Origin of the sequence: Leucobacter tardus, from assembly GCF_017583045.1 — a bacterium.
Taxonomy (GTDB): Bacteria; Actinomycetota; Actinomycetes; order Actinomycetales; family Microbacteriaceae; genus Leucobacter; species Leucobacter tardus.
The window spans coordinates 779,339-797,793 of the sequence record NZ_JAGFBF010000001.1 but is presented as its reverse complement, the minus strand read 5'-3'; the positions used below and the strand labels follow the sequence as shown (position 1 = coordinate 797,793).

At 67.4% G+C, this 18,455-nt stretch carries 18 protein-coding genes; 6 read left to right on the top strand and 12 right to left on the bottom strand.

What is annotated here, in order from left to right:
- Positions 1–78 precede the first annotated feature (78 nt).
- Positions 79–1,818 carry an ABC transporter substrate-binding protein gene (locus J4H85_RS03825; protein WP_208236977.1) on the bottom strand — a complete coding sequence of 580 codons (1,740 nt, stop codon included), beginning with the start codon at positions 1,816–1,818 and terminating at the stop codon, positions 79–81.
- Between the two features lie 187 nt (positions 1,819–2,005).
- Between J4H85_RS03825 and J4H85_RS03820 the strand changes: the two genes are divergently transcribed.
- Genes J4H85_RS03820 through J4H85_RS03800 form a run of 5 tightly spaced genes read left to right on the top strand, consistent with a single transcriptional unit; the run spans position 2,006 to position 7,163 of the window.
- The gene (locus J4H85_RS03820) at positions 2,006–3,376 is read left to right on the top strand and encodes a glutamine synthetase family protein (protein WP_208236975.1); all 1,371 of its coding nucleotides are present in this window, start codon (positions 2,006–2,008) and stop codon (positions 3,374–3,376) included.
- The gene (locus J4H85_RS03815; RefSeq protein ID WP_243893317.1) at positions 3,363–4,190 is read left to right on the top strand and encodes a gamma-glutamyl-gamma-aminobutyrate hydrolase family protein; all 828 of its coding nucleotides are present in this window, start codon (positions 3,363–3,365) and stop codon (positions 4,188–4,190) included. Before J4H85_RS03820 ends, J4H85_RS03815 begins: the two co-directional genes overlap by 14 nt.
- The gene (locus tag J4H85_RS03810) at positions 4,187–5,542 is read left to right on the top strand and encodes an aldehyde dehydrogenase family protein (protein ID WP_208236971.1); all 1,356 of its coding nucleotides are present in this window, start codon (positions 4,187–4,189) and stop codon (positions 5,540–5,542) included. The genes J4H85_RS03815 and J4H85_RS03810 overlap by 4 nt, the downstream gene beginning before the upstream one ends.
- 42 nt (positions 5,543–5,584) lie before the next feature.
- On the top strand, positions 5,585–6,391 hold the full coding sequence (locus J4H85_RS03805) for a 3-oxoacyl-ACP reductase (RefSeq protein WP_208236969.1): 807 nt from the start codon (positions 5,585–5,587) through the stop codon (positions 6,389–6,391).
- A 37-nt stretch (positions 6,392–6,428) separates the two neighbouring features.
- Positions 6,429–7,163: a FadR/GntR family transcriptional regulator gene (locus tag J4H85_RS03800; RefSeq protein ID WP_208236966.1), complete on the top strand. Its 735-nt coding sequence runs from the start codon at positions 6,429–6,431 to the stop codon at positions 7,161–7,163.
- Here the strand turns inward: J4H85_RS03800 and J4H85_RS03795 are convergent.
- A complete protein-coding gene (locus tag J4H85_RS03795; RefSeq protein ID WP_307863376.1) occupies positions 7,160–8,506 on the bottom strand; it encodes an APC family permease in 1,347 nt (448 codons plus the stop codon). The genes J4H85_RS03800 and J4H85_RS03795 overlap by 4 nt on opposite strands.
- A 38-nt stretch (positions 8,507–8,544) precedes the next feature.
- A complete protein-coding gene (locus J4H85_RS03790; RefSeq protein WP_208236963.1) occupies positions 8,545–9,426 on the bottom strand; it encodes a carbon-nitrogen hydrolase family protein in 882 nt (293 codons plus the stop codon).
- Between the two features lie 98 nt (positions 9,427–9,524).
- Between J4H85_RS03790 and J4H85_RS03785 the strand changes: the two genes are divergently transcribed.
- Entirely contained in the window at positions 9,525–10,265 is a 741-nt protein-coding gene (locus tag J4H85_RS03785; RefSeq protein ID WP_208236962.1) for a FadR/GntR family transcriptional regulator, read from the top strand.
- A gap of 50 nt (positions 10,266–10,315) precedes the next feature.
- On the opposite strand, the gene J4H85_RS03780 is transcribed toward J4H85_RS03785, so the two are convergent.
- The 9 genes from J4H85_RS03780 to J4H85_RS03745 form a co-directional block, all read right to left on the bottom strand.
- Positions 10,316–11,080 carry an HNH endonuclease family protein gene (locus tag J4H85_RS03780; RefSeq protein ID WP_208236961.1) on the bottom strand — a complete coding sequence of 255 codons (765 nt, stop codon included), beginning with the start codon at positions 11,078–11,080 and terminating at the stop codon, positions 10,316–10,318.
- Positions 11,081–11,146: 66 nt separating this feature from the next.
- On the bottom strand, positions 11,147–11,287 hold the full coding sequence (locus J4H85_RS14370) for a sugar transferase (protein WP_502552227.1): 141 nt from the start codon (positions 11,285–11,287) through the stop codon (positions 11,147–11,149).
- Positions 11,284–12,585, bottom strand: coding sequence for an exopolysaccharide biosynthesis polyprenyl glycosylphosphotransferase (locus tag J4H85_RS03775; protein WP_502552226.1), 1,302 nt, complete (start codon positions 12,583–12,585; stop codon positions 11,284–11,286). The genes J4H85_RS14370 and J4H85_RS03775 overlap by 4 nt, the downstream gene beginning before the upstream one ends.
- 153 nt (positions 12,586–12,738) lie before the next feature.
- Positions 12,739–13,254, bottom strand: coding sequence for a VanZ family protein (locus J4H85_RS03770; RefSeq protein ID WP_208236960.1), 516 nt, complete (start codon positions 13,252–13,254; stop codon positions 12,739–12,741).
- 4 nt (positions 13,255–13,258) lie between these two features.
- Entirely contained in the window at positions 13,259–14,248 is a 990-nt protein-coding gene (ccsB, locus tag J4H85_RS03765) for a c-type cytochrome biogenesis protein CcsB (protein ID WP_208237365.1), read from the bottom strand.
- A gap of 499 nt (positions 14,249–14,747) precedes the next feature.
- The gene (gene resB / locus J4H85_RS03760; protein WP_208236959.1) at positions 14,748–16,412 is read right to left on the bottom strand and encodes a cytochrome c biogenesis protein ResB; all 1,665 of its coding nucleotides are present in this window, start codon (positions 16,410–16,412) and stop codon (positions 14,748–14,750) included.
- The gene (locus J4H85_RS03755) at positions 16,396–17,199 is read right to left on the bottom strand and encodes a cytochrome c biogenesis CcdA family protein (RefSeq protein ID WP_208236958.1); all 804 of its coding nucleotides are present in this window, start codon (positions 17,197–17,199) and stop codon (positions 16,396–16,398) included. Before J4H85_RS03755 ends, resB begins: the two co-directional genes overlap by 17 nt.
- A 6-nt stretch (positions 17,200–17,205) precedes the next feature.
- The gene (locus J4H85_RS14150; RefSeq protein ID WP_208236957.1) at positions 17,206–17,811 is read right to left on the bottom strand and encodes a TlpA family protein disulfide reductase; all 606 of its coding nucleotides are present in this window, start codon (positions 17,809–17,811) and stop codon (positions 17,206–17,208) included.
- Complete coding sequence (locus tag J4H85_RS03745) at positions 17,808–18,452, bottom strand: histidine phosphatase family protein (RefSeq protein ID WP_208236956.1); 645 nt, start codon at positions 18,450–18,452, stop codon at positions 17,808–17,810. Before J4H85_RS03745 ends, J4H85_RS14150 begins: the two co-directional genes overlap by 4 nt.
- Positions 18,453–18,455 lie beyond the last annotated feature (3 nt).

Here is an 18,455-nt window from a genome sequence, read left to right as displayed (position 1 = left end):
CGGGATCATGCTAGGAACGGAGCCCCTCGCGGGGGATCGTCAAAACTACGTATTCGTGCAGCGGCGAGATTCCGGGCGCTATCGACGCTCGACGACGGGCGTCATCCACGGCGGCAGGGTGAACGCCGCGTCCGCGTAGGGGGCCGGATCGATGATGCGCTGCTTGCCCTGCTGGATCTGGAACACCAGGTGCGCCTGCCCGAGCGACGGGTCGGCGGTGCGACCCGGGAAGGTCAGCGTCGTCTGGGACGCGTCACCGAAGTAGTACACGCCGTTCACTCCGCGGTACACGGTGTCTCGCAGGGTCTGCGAGACACGGCGCGGGTCTCGGGGGTTCTCGGCGAACGCCCACGCCTGCGTGATGAGGTGCACGCGGTCGTAGGCGATGCCCGCGTGCGATCGCCCGGGGTTGACGCCGAAGCGGGCGCGGTACCGTTTCGCGAATGCACGGGCCCGCGGATCGGAGTAGGTGCCGGTCACCGTCGCCCAGAGGATCCCGTCCCCGCGGGCCCCGATGCGCTCCCGGAATTCCGGCACGCTCGGAGAGTAGAGCGCGTACACGAGCGTGCGACTCGGACTCGACAGGAAGCTCTCGAGGAATGCGAGCGTGTCGTCGACGAGGTAGTTGCCGATCATGACGGCCGCCGGTTCCATCGCGGTCACCTGCTGCACGATCTGCGCCCATCGGCTCGCGTCGCCGTCCGGCAGACGGATCGTGACGAGTTCCCACCCGTCGCGTTCCGCGTCGGATGCCGCCGCGGCGAGACCGAGGTCGGTCGTCGTCCACCCCGACTGCAGCACCACGAGCTGACGAGATGCGGGCGCCCACTGCCGCCGATCGCGGAGCTGGCTCATCATCTCGACGAAGCGAGGGGCATAGTTCGAATCGTTCGCGCAGACCTGGAAGATGTTGCCGTACCGATCCGGATCCTCGCTCACCCGTCTGGCCATGACGTCGAGCGTCGCCGCGTGCAGGTAGGTGATGCCGCTGTCCGCGACGAGCTCGTGCGCGCGCTCCTGATGGGCCAGGTACCCGGAGGTGAGCACGTCCACGCCCCGTTCGATCAACGCGCTGACCGACCGGGAGACGCTCTCCGGTTCCATGATGTCGACGTCGACGACGTCCAGGGCCACGCGCCGACCGTCCACACCGCCCCTGGCGTTGACCTCGTCGATGGCGAGCTGGCTCGCGCGCACCATCTCGGCGCCGTCGGCGGCATTCGATCCGGTCACCGGGATCGCGGCTCCGATGACGAGCGGTTTGCGCGTCACACGAGTGGATGCCGCCGGCGGTGCCTGCGTGTCGCTCAGGATCCGGCCGATGCGGAGCAGCTCGGTCGAATCGTCCAGCAGATGAGGGAAGGGCACCCGCACCAGTCCCTCGTCCATCGCGATCGTCGCAGCGGCCGTCCGGCTCTGCGCACCCAGTTTGCGCATCACGCGGTCGATGTGCGTCGTCACCGTGCGCGTGGCGAGGAAGAGCTTCTGCGCGATGTGCGCGCTGGAGATGCCGAGGACCAGCAGGGTGAGCACGTCGAGCTCACGATCCGTGAGACCGAAAGGAAGGTTATCCACCCATTCACCCTGCACGTACGCCGTCGCGCCGCGGTCCACGAACGGGTTCGCCCGCGTGACCTGCACGATGCAGCGGCCGGTGCGCCCGTCGGGGTGCCAGATGAACTTCGCGCCGAACGCCCCGGAGTCGACGATCTTGCCCCCGACGGCCATGAGGGCACTCGGAACCCGCGCGATGTCTCCTGACTCAATGGAGACAACGGCACCCAGCGCATCAACCTCGACGAGGAACTGCTCCTCCATGGCGGAAGTATAACCCCGCGCCGATACCGCCTCTCAGAATCGTGACCGGACCGTGCGCCCCGCACGGTCTCGCATCCGCACTTCGCCCGAGCACCTTCCGTCACATCGGAACTCTGTGCTTTAATGGCCGAGTGGTCGTCCATTACGTCGACCACGATCTCGAAGGCGAGCGAGGAGACCAGAGCAGATGATTCCTGAGAGCGGCAACCTGACACCCGACGAGCTGCGGGCCGCGGCGAGCGCCGGTGACATCGACACCGTCATCGTGGCGTTCACCGACATGCAGGGCCGCCTCGTGGGCAAACGCGTCTCGGCACGCCTCTTCCTGGAGGAGGTCATGGAGGGCCACGCGGAGTGCTGCAACTATCTGCTCGCCGTCGATGTCGATCTGAACACCGTCGACGGGTACGCGCTCACCAGCTGGGAGAGCGGGTACGGCGATATGGCGATGATCCCTGACCTCGGCACGCTCCGCCGCACCCCCTGGATCCCGGGTACCGCCCTCGTGATGGCCGACCTCGTGCGCGCCACCGACCACACGCCGATCCCCGTCGCCCCGCGACAGATCCTCCGCGACCAGGTGAACCGCCTCGCCGAACTGGGGCTCTCCCCCGTCGTCGCCACGGAACTCGAGTTCATCGTGTTCGACGACGACTACCGGTCGGCATGGAAGCAGCGGTACCACGACCTCACCCCGGCGAGCGATTACAACATCGATTACGCGCTCCACGCGTCGACCCGAATGGAGCCCCTTCTTCGCGACATCCGCAACTCGATGGACGGCGCCGGCATGTACAACGAGGGCGTCAAGGGCGAGTGCAACTTCGGGCAGCAGGAGATCGCGTTCCGCTACGCGCACGCCATCAACACCTGCGACAATCACTCGATCTACAAGAGCGGGTCGAAGGAGATCGCCGACGCCCACGGCAAGTCGATCACGTTCATGGCCAAGTTCAACGAGCGCGAAGGGTCGAGCTGCCACATCCATGCGAGCCTGCGCGACTTCCACGGCGCTCCGGTGTTCGCCGATGATGACGACCCCGACGGCATGAGCCCCATGTTCCGGCACTTCATCGCGGGGCAGCTGAAGCTCATGCGCGAGTTCACCCTGCTGTACGCGCCGAACATCAACTCCTACAAGCGGTTCGTCGACGGCAGCTTTGCCCCGACCGCTGTCGCGTGGGGCTTCGACAACCGCAGCTGCGCACTGCGCGTCGTCGGCCGCGGCCACGGGATGCGCGTCGAGAACCGCGTGCCGGGCGCGGATGTGAACCAGTACCTGGCCGTGTCGGGACTGCTCGCTGCCGGCCTCTACGGCATCGAGCACGAGCTCGAGCTCGAGGACGCGCTCACCGGCAACGCCTACACGAGCGATGTCGACCGGGTGCCGACGACGCTGCGCGAGGCCGCCGACCTCTTCGATCGGTCCGCGATCGCCCGCGAGATCTTCGGCGACGAAGTGGTCGATCACTACGTGCACGCCGCGCGCATCGAAGTGGCGGCCTTCGATGCGGCGATCACCGACTGGGAGAGGATCCGCGGCTTTGAGCGTCTCTAGTGCGAGCGAGCGGCCACCGCTCATCGGCATCACCACCTACCTCGAGCAGGCGCAGACGGGGGTGTGGGACGTGCGCGCCTCGTTCCTGCCGAAGGTGTACATGGACGCGGTCACCGATGTCGGCGGCGTCGCGATCCTACTGCCGCCTCAACCGGCGACTCCCGACGTCGCGACGCACGTGCTCAGCGCGCTCGACGGCCTCATCGTCTCGGGCGGCGCAGATGTCGACCCCGCCCTGTACGGGCAGGATCCGCACCCGATGACCGGCGCCCCGCGCACGGATCGCGACGCCTGGGAGACGCTGCTGCTCGACGCCGCGATCGCGCTCGAACTGCCGTTCCTCGGCATCTGCCGCGGTGCCCAGATCCTGAACGTGGCGCTCGGGGGCGACCTGATCCAGCACCTCCCCGACATCGTCGGCGACACCCGGTATCAGCCGGGCGCCGCCGTCTTCGGCGCCTCCGAGATCGAGGTCGAGCCCGACACGATCATCGCCGCGATGCTCGGCGACGACCGTCGCGCCAGCGCACCTCTCTACCACCACCAGGCCATCGGCACCGTCGCGGACGACCTCGTCGTCACCAGCCGGACCCCCGATGGGATCATCGAGTCGGTCGAGCTCCCCTCCGTCCCGTTCGGTGTCGCCGTTCAGTGGCACCCGGAGGAGTACGCCGAGGATCGCCGCCTCTTCGCCGGCGTCGTCTCGGCCGCACGCGAGTACCGCGCCGCGCGCGACGGCGCCTCGGCCGGATCCCCGGCCGCCGCACCCACCGACCGTTCGCCCTCCGCCACGAGCACGAAGGAGCCCGCATGAGCTACACCGTCATCAACCCCGCAGACGAGACGCCCGTCATCGAGATCGCTCGTGCCGACGAGGCCGAGACCGATGCCGCGATCGCCCGCGCCGAGATCGCGCAGCGCGAGTGGGCCGGGTTCGCGCCGGCCGATCGCGCTCGACTGCTGCGCCGATTCGCTGCCTCCGTTGACGGCGACCTCGAGCACCTCGCACAGCTGGAGACCCGGAACTCGGGGCATCCCATCTCGTCGTCCCGCGGTGAAGCCGGCATCGCGCGCGACGTCATCGAGTACTACTCGGGCGCACCCGAGCGCCTCATCGGTCAGCAGATCCCCGTCTCCGGGGGCATGAACGTCACGTTCCACGAGCCGATCGGCGTCGTCGGCGTGATCACGCCGTGGAACTTCCCGATGCCGATCGCATCGTGGGGCTTCGCGCCCGCGCTGGCCGCGGGCAACGCGGTCGTGCTGAAGCCGGCCGAGTGGACGCCGCTCACGAGCCTCCGTCTCGGAGAGCTGGCGCTCGAGGCCGGCCTGCCCGAAGGACTCTTCCAGGTCATCACCGGGCGCGGGTCCGTCGTCGGCGAGCGCTTCGTCACCCACCCGGGCGTCGGCAAGGTCGTCTTCACCGGGTCCACGGCGGTCGGGTCGGGAGTCATGGCCGGCTGCGCGGCTCAGGTCAAGGACGTGACGCTCGAGCTCGGCGGCAAGAGCGCGAACATCGTGTTCGCAGACGCCGATATCGAAAAGGCCGCAGCGACCGCCCCGTACTCGGTCTTCGACAATGCCGGCCAGGACTGCTGCGCCCGCAGCCGCCTGCTGGTGCAGCGCTCGGTCTACGACCGGTTCATGGAGCGCTTCGAGACCGCCGTGCAGAACGTGGTGGTCGGCGACCCGACGAACGAGGCGACCGAGGTCGGTCCGCTCGTCACCGCGAGCCACCGCGACAGCGTCGCCGCGTTCCTCACCGACGACGTGCCGATCGCCTTCCAGGGGTCGACTCCCGACGGGCCGGGCTTCTGGTTCCCGCCGACCGTGGTCACGCCTGACCCGAGCGCCCCGATCGCCCGCGAAGAGGTCTTCGGACCGGTCGTCAGCGTGATCCCCTTCGAGGACGAGGCCGACGCCGTGCGCATCGCCAACGACTCGCCGTACGGGCTCAGCGGATCGATCTGGACCCGCGACATCGGTCGCGGCATCCGCGTTGCGCGCGGTGTCGAGGGCGGCAACCTGTCGGTCAACTCGCATGCATCGGTGCGCTACTCGACCCCGTTCGGCGGCTTCAAGCAGTCGGGTATCGGCCGCGAACTCGGCCCCGACGCCCCCTTCAGGTTCACCGAGCTGAAAAACGTCTTCTTCAGCGACGACTGAGCCCTCATCCCCTCTCCACCACACTCAGACCGAGGACACCCCATGAGCGACCTTCCCCCCATCGACCTCACCCAACGCCTTGCCGGCCGCGTCGCCGTCATCACCGGTGGCGCCAGCGGCATCGGCCTCGCCACCGCGAAGCGCATGCGCGCCGAGGGCGCCCGCATCGTGATCGGCGACATGGATGCCGCCAGCGGCGAAGCCGCAGCCGCCGCAGTGGACGGCCTGTTCGTCCAGGTCAACGTCACCGACGAGGCACAGGTGAACCACCTCTTCGACACCGCGGCAGCCGAATACGGTTCCGTCGACATCGCCTTCAACAACGCCGGCATCTCCCCGCCAGACGACGACTCCATCGAGACCACCGAACTGCCCGCGTGGGAGAAGGTGCAGGACGTCAACCTCAAGAGCGTGTACCTGTGCTCGCGCGCGGCGCTGCGGCACATGACGCGGCAGGGCCGCGGATCCATCATCAACACGGCCTCGTTCGTCGCCGTCATGGGTGCCGCGACCTCGCAGATCTCGTACACCGCGTCGAAGGGCGGCGTGCTCGCCATGAGCCGCGAGCTCGGCGTGCAGTTCGCCAAGCAGGGCATCCGGGTCAACGCCCTCTGCCCCGGCCCGGTGAACACACCGCTGCTGCAGGAGCTGTTCGCGAAGGATCCCGAGCAGGCGCAGCGCCGACTCGTGCACGTGCCGACGGGTCGCTTCGCCCAGCCGGAGGAACTCGCGTCGGCCGTCGCCTTCCTCGCGAGCGATGACGCATCGTTCGTCAACGCGACCACATTCCTGGTCGACGGCGGCCTGAGCTCGGCGTACGTCACGCCTCTCGACCCGGATACCCTGTAGAGCGGAGACGGGCCGCACGACACCGCGAGGAGGACACATGCCCACACGTGAGGGGATCGAACTGCTCGCGCACGCCGTGCGGCCCGCGAACGCCTACGAGGAGACGGTGCAGCGACTGCTGCAGTCCGTGCGGCTCGGCCTCATCATGCCGGGCGACCGGTTGCCATCGGAGCGCGACCTCTCGACCATGCTCGGCGTGAGCCGCGACACGCTGCGGGACGCGATCTCAACCCTCGCCGAAGCCGGATACGTGGTGTCGCGCCGCGGTCGGTACGGCGGCACATTCGTGCAGGACGAACTGCCGGTCTCCGACCGCTCCTCCGGCGCCGGAGCGGGCGCACCCGTCGACGACGCCGAGGTCGACGACGTCACGATCCTCCGCCGCATCGTCGAGGTCGGGGCCGCGCGCGAAGCGGCGGATCGCGAGCTCCCCGCTGCGGCCCGCGCCTCGCTCGCCACCGCGCTCGAGGACTGCGGCTCTGCCAGCCTCGCCGATTATCGGCGTCTCGACTCGCGGCTCCACCTCACCATCGCCGAAGTCTCGGGGGCGCCCTCACTGGTGCCCGTCGCCGCGAACGCGCGCACCCGCCTGAACGCGCTGCTCGACAGCATCCCCGTCCTCGCACCCAACATCGAGCACTCGAACCAGCAGCACGAGCGCATCGTCGCCGCCATCCTCTCCGGCCGCTCCGACGAAGCCGCCGCCGCGATGAACGAACACATCGCCGGCTCCGAGGCGCTCCTGCGAGGGTTCCTCACCGACTCGCTCTAATCGACGTTGTCCACCCCGAGCTCGGGCGGCTGTCTGCGGAATCCGCGGGTCACGAACCCGAGCACCACCACCCCGACACCGAGCCAGATCGCGCCGAGGGTGATGGCATGACTGTCGAGCTGCGACAGCAGCACCGCGATCACCAGCATCCCGATGACCGGTGCGACGACGTAGAGCAGGGGATTCAGGCGTTCGCTCGCCCGCCGCTCGCGGACCCAGTACACGACCACTGACAGGTTCACCATGATGAAGGCCACGAACGCGCCGAAGTTGATGAACGACGTCGATGTCGCGACATCCATGAACATCGCGATCAGACCGACGACCGCGATCGCGAGGACACTGAACACCGGGGTGTGTAAGCGCGCGCTCACGACACCGAAGACCCGTCGCGGGAGCACGCCGTCGCGTCCCATCGCATAGAGCAGACGGCTGCCCGCGGCCTGCGCCGCGAGTCCCGAGGTGAACTGCGCGATCACCAGCGCAGCGAGGAACACGGCACCGAACACATTGCCCCCGATCCGGAGCGCGATCTCCGCAGCCGCGGCGTCACCGTTCGCGAACACCCCACCCGGGTGGACCAGCTGAGTGACGTACGACACGAGTACGAAGATGCCGCCGCCGATGAGCGCAACGAGCAGGATCGCCTTCGGCACGGTACGCCTGGGTTCGATCGTCTCTTCCGTGAGCGTGGTCACGGCGTCGAATCCGAGGAACGAATACGCGGCGATGGCGGCGCCACCCGCGACGCCCGCGAACCCGGCATCGGTCCCGAGGAACGGGGCCGCGCTCACGAGGCCCGTTGCACCCTGACCGCGCAACACATCTGCCACGGAGAGCGCGACGAAGATCGCGATCACGAGGATCTGGAAGGTCATGAGGACAAGATTCGCCCGATCGGCGACCTTGATGCCGATGATGTTGAGGATGCTCGTGATGAGGATGAACCCCAGGATCCAGACCGGCATCGGGATACCGGGGAACTGCGCCTGCAGGTACGAGCCGCCGATGAGCCAGATCACCATCGGCAGAAAGAGGTAGTCGAGCATGATGGCCCAGCCGACCAGGAAGCCGACACGGCCGTCGATCGTGCGCCGGACGTAGGTATAGGCCGATCCGGCGACCGGGAAGGCTTTCGCCATCCGGCCGTAGCTGTTGGCGGTGAAGAGCATTGCCAGGAGCGCGATGAGGTACGCCGATGCGCTCGCGCCTCCGGTCTCCCCGGCGATGACCCCGAAGATGCCGAGCACGATGAGCGGGGTGAGGTACGCGAGCCCGAAGAGCACCAGCGACGGCAGCCTCAGGGTTCGGACGAGTGTCGGGAAGGGATGGGGTGATGACACGGTTGACTCCTCTGTCAGGTGGGTCGGTTCAGGGGAACTCAGGGGGTTCGCGGGTTTCGGGGCGCCCAGTTCGTCGGATCGATGCGGCCGGCATAGGCGGGGAGCGGGATCTCGGCATCTCCCGGCTGGAACTGGGACCATACGCGGTTGGTGCCCATCGTGCCCGCGGCGCGAATGGCGGCGATGCGATCCGAGTCCACCGTGGCGATGAGCGTCTCTGCGCCGAGGCCGGCCTCGGCCATGACGAATCCCTCAGGTCCGACGACGATGCTCCTGCCGCGTCCGATCGGGCCGGCGCAATTGACGCTCACCACGACGTTCTGGTTCACGATGGCGTTCGCCCGCGCCAGCACCAGCTCCTGTTCTCGATCGGGACTGGTCGTCTTGACGATGTTCAGGATCGTGTCCGCCCCCAGCCAGGCGAGCTGCCTGCTGTGCTCAGGGAACCAGGCGTCGTAACAGATCGACAGACCAAGCACACTGTCGCGACCGTCCATCGGTTGCACGACGAACTCGGTGCCCGGACGGTGCGGTTCGAACGGTCGCCACGGGAACATCTTTCGATATGCGGCGCGGAGTGTTCCGTCAGGGGCGAAGAGCAGCTGGGTGTTGGCGAAGGCTCCGTCTGGCGTGATCTCACCGATGCTCCCCGGGCACAGCCAGATGCCGTGCTGCCGAGCGATATCGCCGAGCGTTTCGACGAACACCGATTGCAACGGCACGGCCGCAGCTTCGAGCGCCACCGCACGATCCGCTTCGGCGAGGTGCTCGGTACCGGAAAGATGCAGCTCGGGATAGACCAGCACCTCGATCTCCGGGTGCGCGGCGAGCGTCGCCCGAACGTCCGAGGCGAACGGTTCGAGTGGATCCTCGCACGCCAACGGCGCGCGCTGCGCTGCTCCGACGATCAGCTGTCCCATGGAACCTCCTCGTTCTGCGATGCCCACCTCTATGAAGTGATCAATATGAACATGATCAACGTGATCACTATAAGTGGATCACTCGATAGACTCAACTCATGCCGCAGAAGGATGCCGAGCACGCCGCGCCCGAACTCGCGCTGCTCGACGCGCCGGGATCTGCCGCGCTCACGCGTCTCTCCGCCGTCGAAACCGTACGGGCGCGCGTGCTCCTCTCGATCGAGCACGGCCTGCTCGCCCCCGGCGTCCGCCTGCCGCGCACTGAACTCATCGCGTCGGGCCTCGAGGTCAGTCCGATCACTGCGCGTCGGGCGCTCGAGAGCCTCGTCGAGGACGGCGTACTCGTGCGCGTGCCCGGCCGAGGCGGCGGCACGTTCGTCGCCGAGCACCCCCCGCGGCTGCACGACTCATCAGTCACCGCCTACCGTGCCGACGCCGATGCAGTGCGCCGCCTCATCGACCAGCGCAGCCTCATGGAGAGCGCCATCGTGCACGAGGCCGCCCGTGTCGCGACCGCAGCGCAGTGCGACGAACTCGACCGCCTGATCGAACAGTCGCAGCACGCCGCCGACTGGCACGAGCACCACGTGCCCGATAGCCGCTTCCATCACCTGGTCGGCGAGATCAGCGGCCTCCCCGAGCTCCCCGCCTACCTCACCTCCTACGAGGCGCTGCTGCGCTACTTCGTGCCCTATCCGATGGACCAGCTGGAGCACGGGCGCGATGAGCATCGCGCCCTCGTCGCCGCATTCCGCGTGCACGATGCCGAAGCCGCGGTCGCCGTGACCCGCGCGCACGTCGACGCCCTGCGGCGCGAGATGTTCATCGCCCTCGTGTGAGGTCAGAATGGCCGCTCACTGCGCTGCCCCGTGCACCGCAGAACGCCGAGTCACCGAGCGACGCCGAACTCCGCCTCATACGCCGGCTGTTCGGGGCACGCCTCGAGGACACCGCGCATCGCATCGCGCTCGGCCGGAGTCACCCACAGCTCGTAGGCGGCCTTCACCGAGATCTGACGTGCGACGTACTCGCAGCGGAACCCCTTCTCGGGCGGCAGCCACGTCGCCGCATCACCGTCGCCTTTCGCCGAGTTCGTCGGGCCGTCGACGGCGATGAGGTTCAGCGGCTCGTTCGCGAGGTACACGCGCTCGTCCGCCGAAAGCTGCTGCGCACCTTTCTGCCACGCATCGGAGAGAGCGACGATGTGATCGATCTGCACTGCTTGCGAGGTCTGCTCACCGCGGACGAAGTCGATCCGATCACCCGTGTACCAGTCGTCGAGCGTGCCGGTCATGACCCTGCACTCCCCCTCAAGGGTGAACGCGACGAGGTCGCGCTGCAGCACGTCGTTCCGAGTGTCGCACCCGTTGCGATCCGCGTCGATCCACGCCGTGCCGAACTGTCCAGTCCGGTCGTACCCCGTCTTCGGCGACCGCCCCTTCACCTCCAAAGTCGCGAGCGTGGCCTCGGCGTCCAGCGCCGACACCCGCTCGTACTGCGCGCCGGCGGCCGGCGGACCAGCGACCCCGCCCCGGGCACCCCCAACGAAAAGCTCATCGAAGCCGCCGTCATCGAACGCCTCGACGGCCAGTCCGACGAGCACGGCAGCCGCAACCGCACCCCCGAGCCAACCTCCCACCGCTTTTCGACGCATAGAGTCGAGCCTAGCGTTGAGCGGCTGGGGACGTGCCCGTGCCGCGGCACCGAAATCGATCCGGTCTCAGTACGCGCCAACCGGCTTCACGACCGTCTTGGCCGTGCGCATCAGGATCAGCAGATCCCCGACCATGGACCAATTCTCCACGTAGTAGAGGTCGAGTCGCACGCTGTCCTCCCACGAGAGATCGCTGCGACCGCTCACCTGCCACAGACCCGTGATTCCGGGTTGACCAGCAGTCGACGATGCACCCAGCGCTCATACTGATCCACCTCGCGCGCGATGGGCGGACGAGGCCCGACCAGCGACATCTCGCCGCGCACCACATTGACCAGTTGCGGGAGCTCGTCCAGCGAATGCCGACGCAGGAATCGTCCCACCTGGGTGACTCGCGGATCCTGCGTGAGTTTGAACAGCACGTTCCCGCTGTCGGGGCGATCGAGCAGACCCGGAAGCTGGTCCTCCGCTTCCATCGCCATCGAGCGGAACTTGAGCATGGAGAACGGCCGCGACCCGAGACCCACCCGCTCCTGCCTGAAGATGACGGGGCCCCGGCTGTCCACGCGCACCGCGACAGCGACCGCCGCGAAGATCGGACTGAGGAGCACGAGGAGTAAGGACGCACCGACGAGATCGAACATGCGCTTCGCGAACTGCTTCCGACCCACGAACTCCGGGTACTCCACGTGAATGAACGGCAGCCCCGAGACCGGTCGCATGTGAATGCGCGGACCGGCGATGTCGGTCAGAGATGCGGTCACGATGAGGTCGATCTTTCTCGCCTCGAGCTCCCAGCCGATCTCACGCATGCGGACGGGATCGATCGCATCAGCACTCGTCATGATGAGCGTGTTGATGTTGAGAGAATCCACCGATTCGAGCAACCGGTCATAACTTGCGACGACCGGGACTCCAGGGAGCAGCTGACCGTCGACTCCGTGCTCCGTCACCGCGCCGAGGATCCCGAACCCTGAATAGCGGTTCTTCGAAATCTCGCGCGCCACATGCGCGCTCTTCACCCGCTCGCCGACGATCAGCGTGCGATAGATGTTCCGGTGCCTGCGGCGCTGACGGTGGAGTCGCTTTCGCCACATCCAGCGCGTCACCAGCAGGAGGAACAGGCCGAGCGGGAGTGCGAGGAACAGGTACCCACGGCCGATCCTCGCTTGAACTGCGAACGCGAGGATCGCGTAGACGCCGAAGGTCATCAACGTGAGATTGATGACTCGTTTGTATTCAACCGGCCCGAGTCCGATGATCTTCGAATCCCGTGAGTCCCCGATGCCGAGCGCGAGCAGCCACGCTGCGGCGAGCGACAGTGAGACGAGGGAATACGCGACCTCGAGGTCAGCCTGGCCGAAGAGCGGTATCTCGAGCTCCGTCGGCATCAGACCGAAGCGCACATACTGGGCGCCGAAGACGCTGAACACCACAATCACCGAGTCTGAGAGCAGCAGCTTCCAGGCGTACCTGCGCTCCCAGGCGGGCGTGCTGACGACCATGCGTCTCCCACACCCCCTCGCGAGTTCCCACCGGCGCGAACTGCCACTTCAGTTCCCGTTCCCCGCTCGCGGGGCTGCACTAAAGTCTAAGCGAACGATCAGGTTGCTCGAAGCGAATCCGACCCGAAATCTGTGCGAGCACGTTGCGCGCGCTTATTTTCGAACAACCCAGGAGGCGGCACCCGCACCGAGCCAGCCGCCGATCGAGTTCGCTAAGACATCGAGGAGAGTCGCGAAGCGGTGCTCGAGGAATATGAGCTGCGTAACCTCGACCGCGCCCGACGCGAGCGGAGGCACGATGAATGCGAGCCACCGCAAGCGGCGCGGCAACGCCAGCATCACGAAGAACCCGAGCGGCACGAACATGATGATGTTCGCGGAGAACTCCAGCTCTCCGTACCCGAACCAGGCGGGCACGCCCACCGCGTGCAAGGCTCCGAGCACACGCTCAACCGTGCCCTCTCTCCCCTGATCCACCGGGTGCGGCCAGAGAGTGATTGCGAGGATGATCGCGCTGAACACTGCGAGTCCGGCGAGCGCGATGCGCTGTGCGCTCCGCTGGCGCACACGCTGGGTCACATGGCGTTCCGGCTCGAGGGACTCGCGGTGCACTGCTCCCGCTGCGGCCGGCAAGGTCCGGTCGCCCTCGATGGTCCGCGAATCCGTCACCGACTCAGAGCCCTGAATACGCGTGGAGTCCCTTGAAGAAGACGTTCACGACGGTGTAGTTGAAGATGATCGCGGAATACGCGATGATCGACAGCCACGCGGACCGGGTCCCGCGCCATCCGCGCGTCGCACGCGCGTGGATGAAGCCGGCATAGAGGACCCAGATCACGAAGGTCCAGACCTCCTTGACGTCCCAACCCCAGTAGCGGCTCCACGCGGCCTCGGCCCAGATGGCTCCGGCGATGAGCGTGAATGTCCAGAAGACGAAGCCGATGATCGCCATCCGGTACGAGAGATCTTCGAGCCGCACGGCATTCGGCATCGTCGTCATCCACCGCATGCCGCTGTACGGTCCGTTGTCGGTTGCCGTCACGAGGCCCTCGCGACGCGTCTGCAGCAGCTGCAGGATCGAAAGACCGAACGAGAGCGTCAAGAACGCGATCGCGAGCACCGCGACGAGAATGTGGATGACCAGCCAGTACGAGTCGAGCGCCGGCATGAGCGGCACGATCTCGACGTAGTAGTTGACCTTCGTGACCGCGAGGAACAACACGGTCATTCCCGTGACGAGCGCACCGAGGAAGCGAAGATCGACGAAGAACTGCACCACCAGGAAGATCAGGATGATCGCGAGCGTCGCCGTCAGCGCGAACTCGTACATGTTGGCCCACGGCACGCGCTCGGCGCCGATGCCGCGCATCACCGTGGCGGCGAAGTGCAGCAGAAACCCGAGCACCGTGAGCGAGAACCCGATCCGCAGGGTGCGCGACCGGGCGCGATCCCCCGATCCGCCCTGGGCTGCCGCGGTTTTCGTCGCGGGGCGCGTCAGCACGTCGGTGCTTCCGGCCGTTCCACTCACCGCGGCGGACGGAGTCGTTTCCGCGGTTTCCGCGGATCCGACACGCGGCGCGGGCGTCGCGACAGCCGCAACGTCACCGCTGCGGTTCGCAAGATCGACGACGTAGAACACGAACGCGATCGCGTAGACGAGCATCGCCGAATAGAGCGACAGCGTTGAATATTCCTCGAGCACCACGGTTACTCAGCCTAACTGCTCTGAGACGAAAGTCGCTGGGAATCCGGCGGCGCCAAACGCTCGTCCGGGTGGGCGCACTGGGGCCGGTGTCGCGCCGCTCTCGCCCCGCTCTTGTCGAGGTTGCGCGAAGTCGCCTTTCACCTGCCCCGAAACAAGCGTTTCTGCGATCTCGACGCGGATCGGGGGCCGCGGGCGAGCGTCACGTGCCGGCCCGGCCGACCCCAGCGCACCGGGCGCGCCCGCCGCACCCGGCGCACCCGCCCTTCGACCCGTCGAGATTGCACTTATGCGTCTCTCACCCGCCTCGAAGGGTGATTTTGCGCAATTTCGACATGGGTGGCAGGCCGAGCTGGTGGCAGGCCGAGCGGGTGGGACGCGGCGCGGGCAAGGGCGCCACGAGGCCGCACGGACGCGGCGCGGGCCCGGGCGGAACCCCGCCCCGCCGAGCGCACCGCCCCTAGAGGCGGTCGCGGTGCCGGTCGCGGAGGTCGTTGACGGCGCGCTCGAGCACGGGGTCGTCGCCGCGGGCGAGGGCGGCGTACTGGAGGGCGATGCCGTCCTCGGTCTGCACCGCTTTCACCCACATGCGACGTCGGGGTACGAAGAGCGACCACATGAGTCCGCCGAGCGAGCTGAGCGCGAAGATCAAGACCCAGATCTGGGTGGGGTTCCGCATGACGTCGAACGAGGCGTATCGCGGGACCGCGTCAAAGGACACGGTGCCCATGCCGTCGGGCAGTTCGAGGGTGTCCCCGGGTGCGAGCTCGAGCGACTCGCGTTCGACGGCGCGGCCGGTGAGCTGCTCCATCTCGCCCGTTTCGAGCGTGTAGACCGACTGCGGCAGGCCGTCGTCGAGACCGAGGTCCCCGACGAATGCGTCGAGCGTGAGCACCGGGTTCTCGAGGTCGGGGTAGCTCGAGGTGTATGCACCGCTCTCGAGTTCGGTCTGTGTGGGGTAGAAGAATCCGCGCAGTCCGAGCTGGGTGTCGGAGCCGTCGGCGGTCGTGATGCCGTGCGGCACTTTGACGACGCCGAGGGAGGTCATGGTGTTGTCCTCCTGCGGAATGAACGGCATCGACTCGCTGTACACGATCTCATCGTCGGCGTTGCGCACCGTGATGGTGGGGGCGTAGCCGTTGGCGATGAGGTAGATCGGCGATCCGTGGGTGCGGAGCGGCTGGTTGACCTTGATCGTCTGCTCCGACGTGGATCCGTCGGTTTCGATCAGCGTCATCGAGGCGTCGAAGTCTTTGACCTGTCCGATGGCGTTGAGGTTGCCGTCCTCGGGGGTCATGTACGAGACGTCGAAGGAGTCGAGTTTGAGCGCGAACGGTTCGAGGGTCGAGTCGTCGAAGGATCGGCCCGAGTTCACGGTGTCGTAGTCGATCAGCTGGTTCACCATGGTTTCGCCTTCGACGAGCACTTTCTGCCCGTTGAAGGTGATGGCGGTGCCGATGCCGACGGCGATGAGCACGCCGAGCAGCGAGATGTGGAAGATCAGGTTGCCGGTCTCGCGCAGGTAGCCTCGCTCGGCCGACACCGAGACCTCGGTCACGCCGCGCCGGGTGACGCGCTGCACGGACGTCCGGTAGCGCTGCTGCTTCAGGATCCGTTCGGCCTCGGCGACGGCGCCCTCCGCGAAGGCTTCACGCTCCTCGGGCCCGGCACTCGGGTTCGAGATGCGGGTCTCCTGGAAGCCGACCATGCGCTGCAGGCGCGCCGGGGTCTTCGGCGGCTGACCGCGCCAGGCTTTCCAGTGGTGCATGATGCGGGGGATCACGCAGCCGATGAGCGAGATGAACAGCAGCAGGTAGATGGCCGAGAACCAGACCGAGCTGTAGACGCCGAACGCCTGGATCGGGAAGGCGTCGAGGATCGGGAAGAGGTCGGGGTGATCCTGCTCGTACTGCAGCACACCGTTGGGGTCGGCCGCGCGCTGCGGGAAGAGCGACCCGGGGATCGCGGCGACTGCGAGCAGCAGCAGCAGGATGAGCGCCACCCGCATGCTCGTCAGCTGCCGCCAGAACCAGCGCATCCAGCCGCGCCAGCCGAGGTCGGCTCCGCGCGCTTCGGCCGGGGCCGGAGCGCCCGATCCGTCGTCGTAATCAGAGGGCCGGGACAAAACCGTCAATCACCGCCTGCATCGCATACATCATCTTCGTCCAGAGACCGGTGGCCATGAGCGCTCCGATCAGTATGAGCAGCACGCCGCCCGTCACGTTGATCGCGCGGATGTGCCGTTTCATGAATCCTGTGGCCTGGGTCATCCAGCCGAACCCGAACCCGGCGAGCACGAACGGGAGGCCGAGCCCGATGCAGTACATGACGCCGAGGATCGCGGCCCGCCCCGCCGACTCCGACTGCAGGCCGAGCCCCATGATGACGGCGAGGACGGGCCCCATGCAGGGGGTCCACCCGATACCGAACACGATGCCGAGCAGGGGCGCCCCGGCGAGTCCGAGCCGGGGCTTCAGACGCAGCTTCGCGCTGCGCTGCATACCGCTGAAGAGTCCGATGAACACGAGTCCCATCACGATCACGACGATGCCGACGACTCGCGTGATGAGCTCCTCCCAGCGGAGCAACCAGACGGCGACGGTGCCGGCGAGGGTGATCATCGAGATGAAGACGGCGGAGAATCCGGCGACGAAGAGCAGCACACCGGCGACGGTGCGCCATTTCGTGCCGGCGGGTCGCACCACGGTCGCCGTGGCGTTCCCGCCCGCATCCGGAGTCGTGGCAGCGGGCGCCGAAGCCGGCACCGGGGTCGCGGTCGCCGAGACGTAGGCGAGGTATCCGGGCACGAGCGGCAGCACGCACGGGGAGAGGAAGGAGAGGAGTCCTGCGGCGAGCGCGATCACCGAAGCGACGAGCAACTGCCCGTCGGCGACGAGATCTTGGAGGCCCACGCGTGTCTACGCAGACTCGTCGAGCGTCTCGGTGATGAGCGTCCGCAGTTGCGACGCGTCTGCGAGCTGACCGAGTACGCGGTGCGCGACGCGGCCCTCGGTGTCGAGCACCAGCGTCGTGGGGACGGCGTTCAGCGGAACCTGGCCGGCGAACGCCTGCTGCACGGCACGCCCGCCTGCCGCATCGAGGATCGACGGGTACTCGATGCCGAACTGCTCGGCGAACTGCTCGGCCTGGGCCTGCTGGTCGCGGGTGTTCACACCGACGAACTGCACGCCCTCCGGGCTGAACTCCTCGTAGGACTCGACGAGGTCGGGGGCTTCGGCGCGGCACGGAGCGCAGCCCGCGTACCAGAAGTTCACGACGGTGACGCTGCCGATGGTGTCTGCGGAACTCAGGGTGCCGCCGAACTCGGTGTCGCCGTCGAACTCGACGGGCTCGGTGCGCTCGTCGGGCGCGATGCTGAGTGTGGAGCCGTCACCGGACACGTAACCCTTGTCACTCGCTTCGTCCCACTGCTGTGAGAGATCGTCGTTGCCGCCGCTGCACCCGGCGATAGTGATGGCGGCGACGAGTGCGACCCCGGCGGTCGCGATCTTGCGGTACTTCACACGGCTCCTACGTCGATCGAGTCTTCCAGCAACCCGGATGCGGGACTGCGGTAATCGACCTCGAACCAGCGCCCGCCGCGCCGTTCGAACGTCGTGATGCTCGACAGGTCGCAGCGCCGCTTAGACGGGTTGTGGGCGAGCGGTCGGCTCGCGATGTCGAGGTGGGCGATCCAGATGGGCGACTGATGGCTCACCATCACGATGTCGCCCTCCCGGGTCGCATCCCAAGCGTCATCCATCGCCTCGCGCACGCGCGACGCGATGCTGCGGTACGGCTCGCCCCAGCTGGGGCGCAACGGGTTCCAGAGACGGTGCCAGTATCGGGGCTGCTTGAACGCGGAGTCGTCACCCGAGTTCGGCTTGCCCTCGAAGAAGTTGGTGGGTTCGATGATGCGCGGGTCGGTGGCGATCTCGAGGCCGATAACGCTCGCGATCGGTCGCGCGGACTGCTGGGCGCGCTGCAGGGGCGAGGCGATGAGCTTCGTCACATCCCGGTCGCTGGCCGCGATCTCACGTGCGGCCGCTTCGGCCATCTCGTGTCCGCGTTCGGACAGGCCGAACCCGGGAAGACGCCCGTAGAGCACACGGTCGGGATTGTAGACCTCGCCGTGGCGCACCAAATGCAGGAGTTTGTCGCTCACGCC

What these genes read in the sequence shown, in the direction of transcription:
- J4H85_RS03825 (WP_208236977.1), bottom strand. Translation starts at nt 1,818, where the DNA reads ATGGAGGAGCAGTTCCTCGTCGAGGTTGATGCGCTGGGTGCCGTTGTC.
- J4H85_RS03820 (WP_208236975.1), top strand. Translation starts at nt 2,006, where the DNA reads ATGATTCCTGAGAGCGGCAACCTGACACCCGACGAGCTGCGGGCCGCG.
- J4H85_RS03810 (WP_208236971.1), top strand. Translation starts at nt 4,187, where the DNA reads ATGAGCTACACCGTCATCAACCCCGCAGACGAGACGCCCGTCATCGAG.
- J4H85_RS03805 (WP_208236969.1), top strand. Translation starts at nt 5,585, where the DNA reads ATGAGCGACCTTCCCCCCATCGACCTCACCCAACGCCTTGCCGGCCGC.
- J4H85_RS03800 (WP_208236966.1), top strand. Translation starts at nt 6,429, where the DNA reads ATGCCCACACGTGAGGGGATCGAACTGCTCGCGCACGCCGTGCGGCCC.
- J4H85_RS03790 (WP_208236963.1), bottom strand. Translation starts at nt 9,426, where the DNA reads ATGGGACAGCTGATCGTCGGAGCAGCGCAGCGCGCGCCGTTGGCGTGC.
- J4H85_RS03785 (WP_208236962.1), top strand. Translation starts at nt 9,525, where the DNA reads ATGCCGCAGAAGGATGCCGAGCACGCCGCGCCCGAACTCGCGCTGCTC.
- J4H85_RS03780 (WP_208236961.1), bottom strand. Translation starts at nt 11,080, where the DNA reads ATGCGTCGAAAAGCGGTGGGAGGTTGGCTCGGGGGTGCGGTTGCGGCT.
- J4H85_RS03775 (WP_502552226.1), bottom strand. Translation starts at nt 12,585, where the DNA reads ATGGTCGTCAGCACGCCCGCCTGGGAGCGCAGGTACGCCTGGAAGCTG.
- ccsB (WP_208237365.1), bottom strand. Translation starts at nt 14,248, where the DNA reads ATGCTCGTCTACGCGATCGCGTTCGTGTTCTACGTCGTCGATCTTGCG.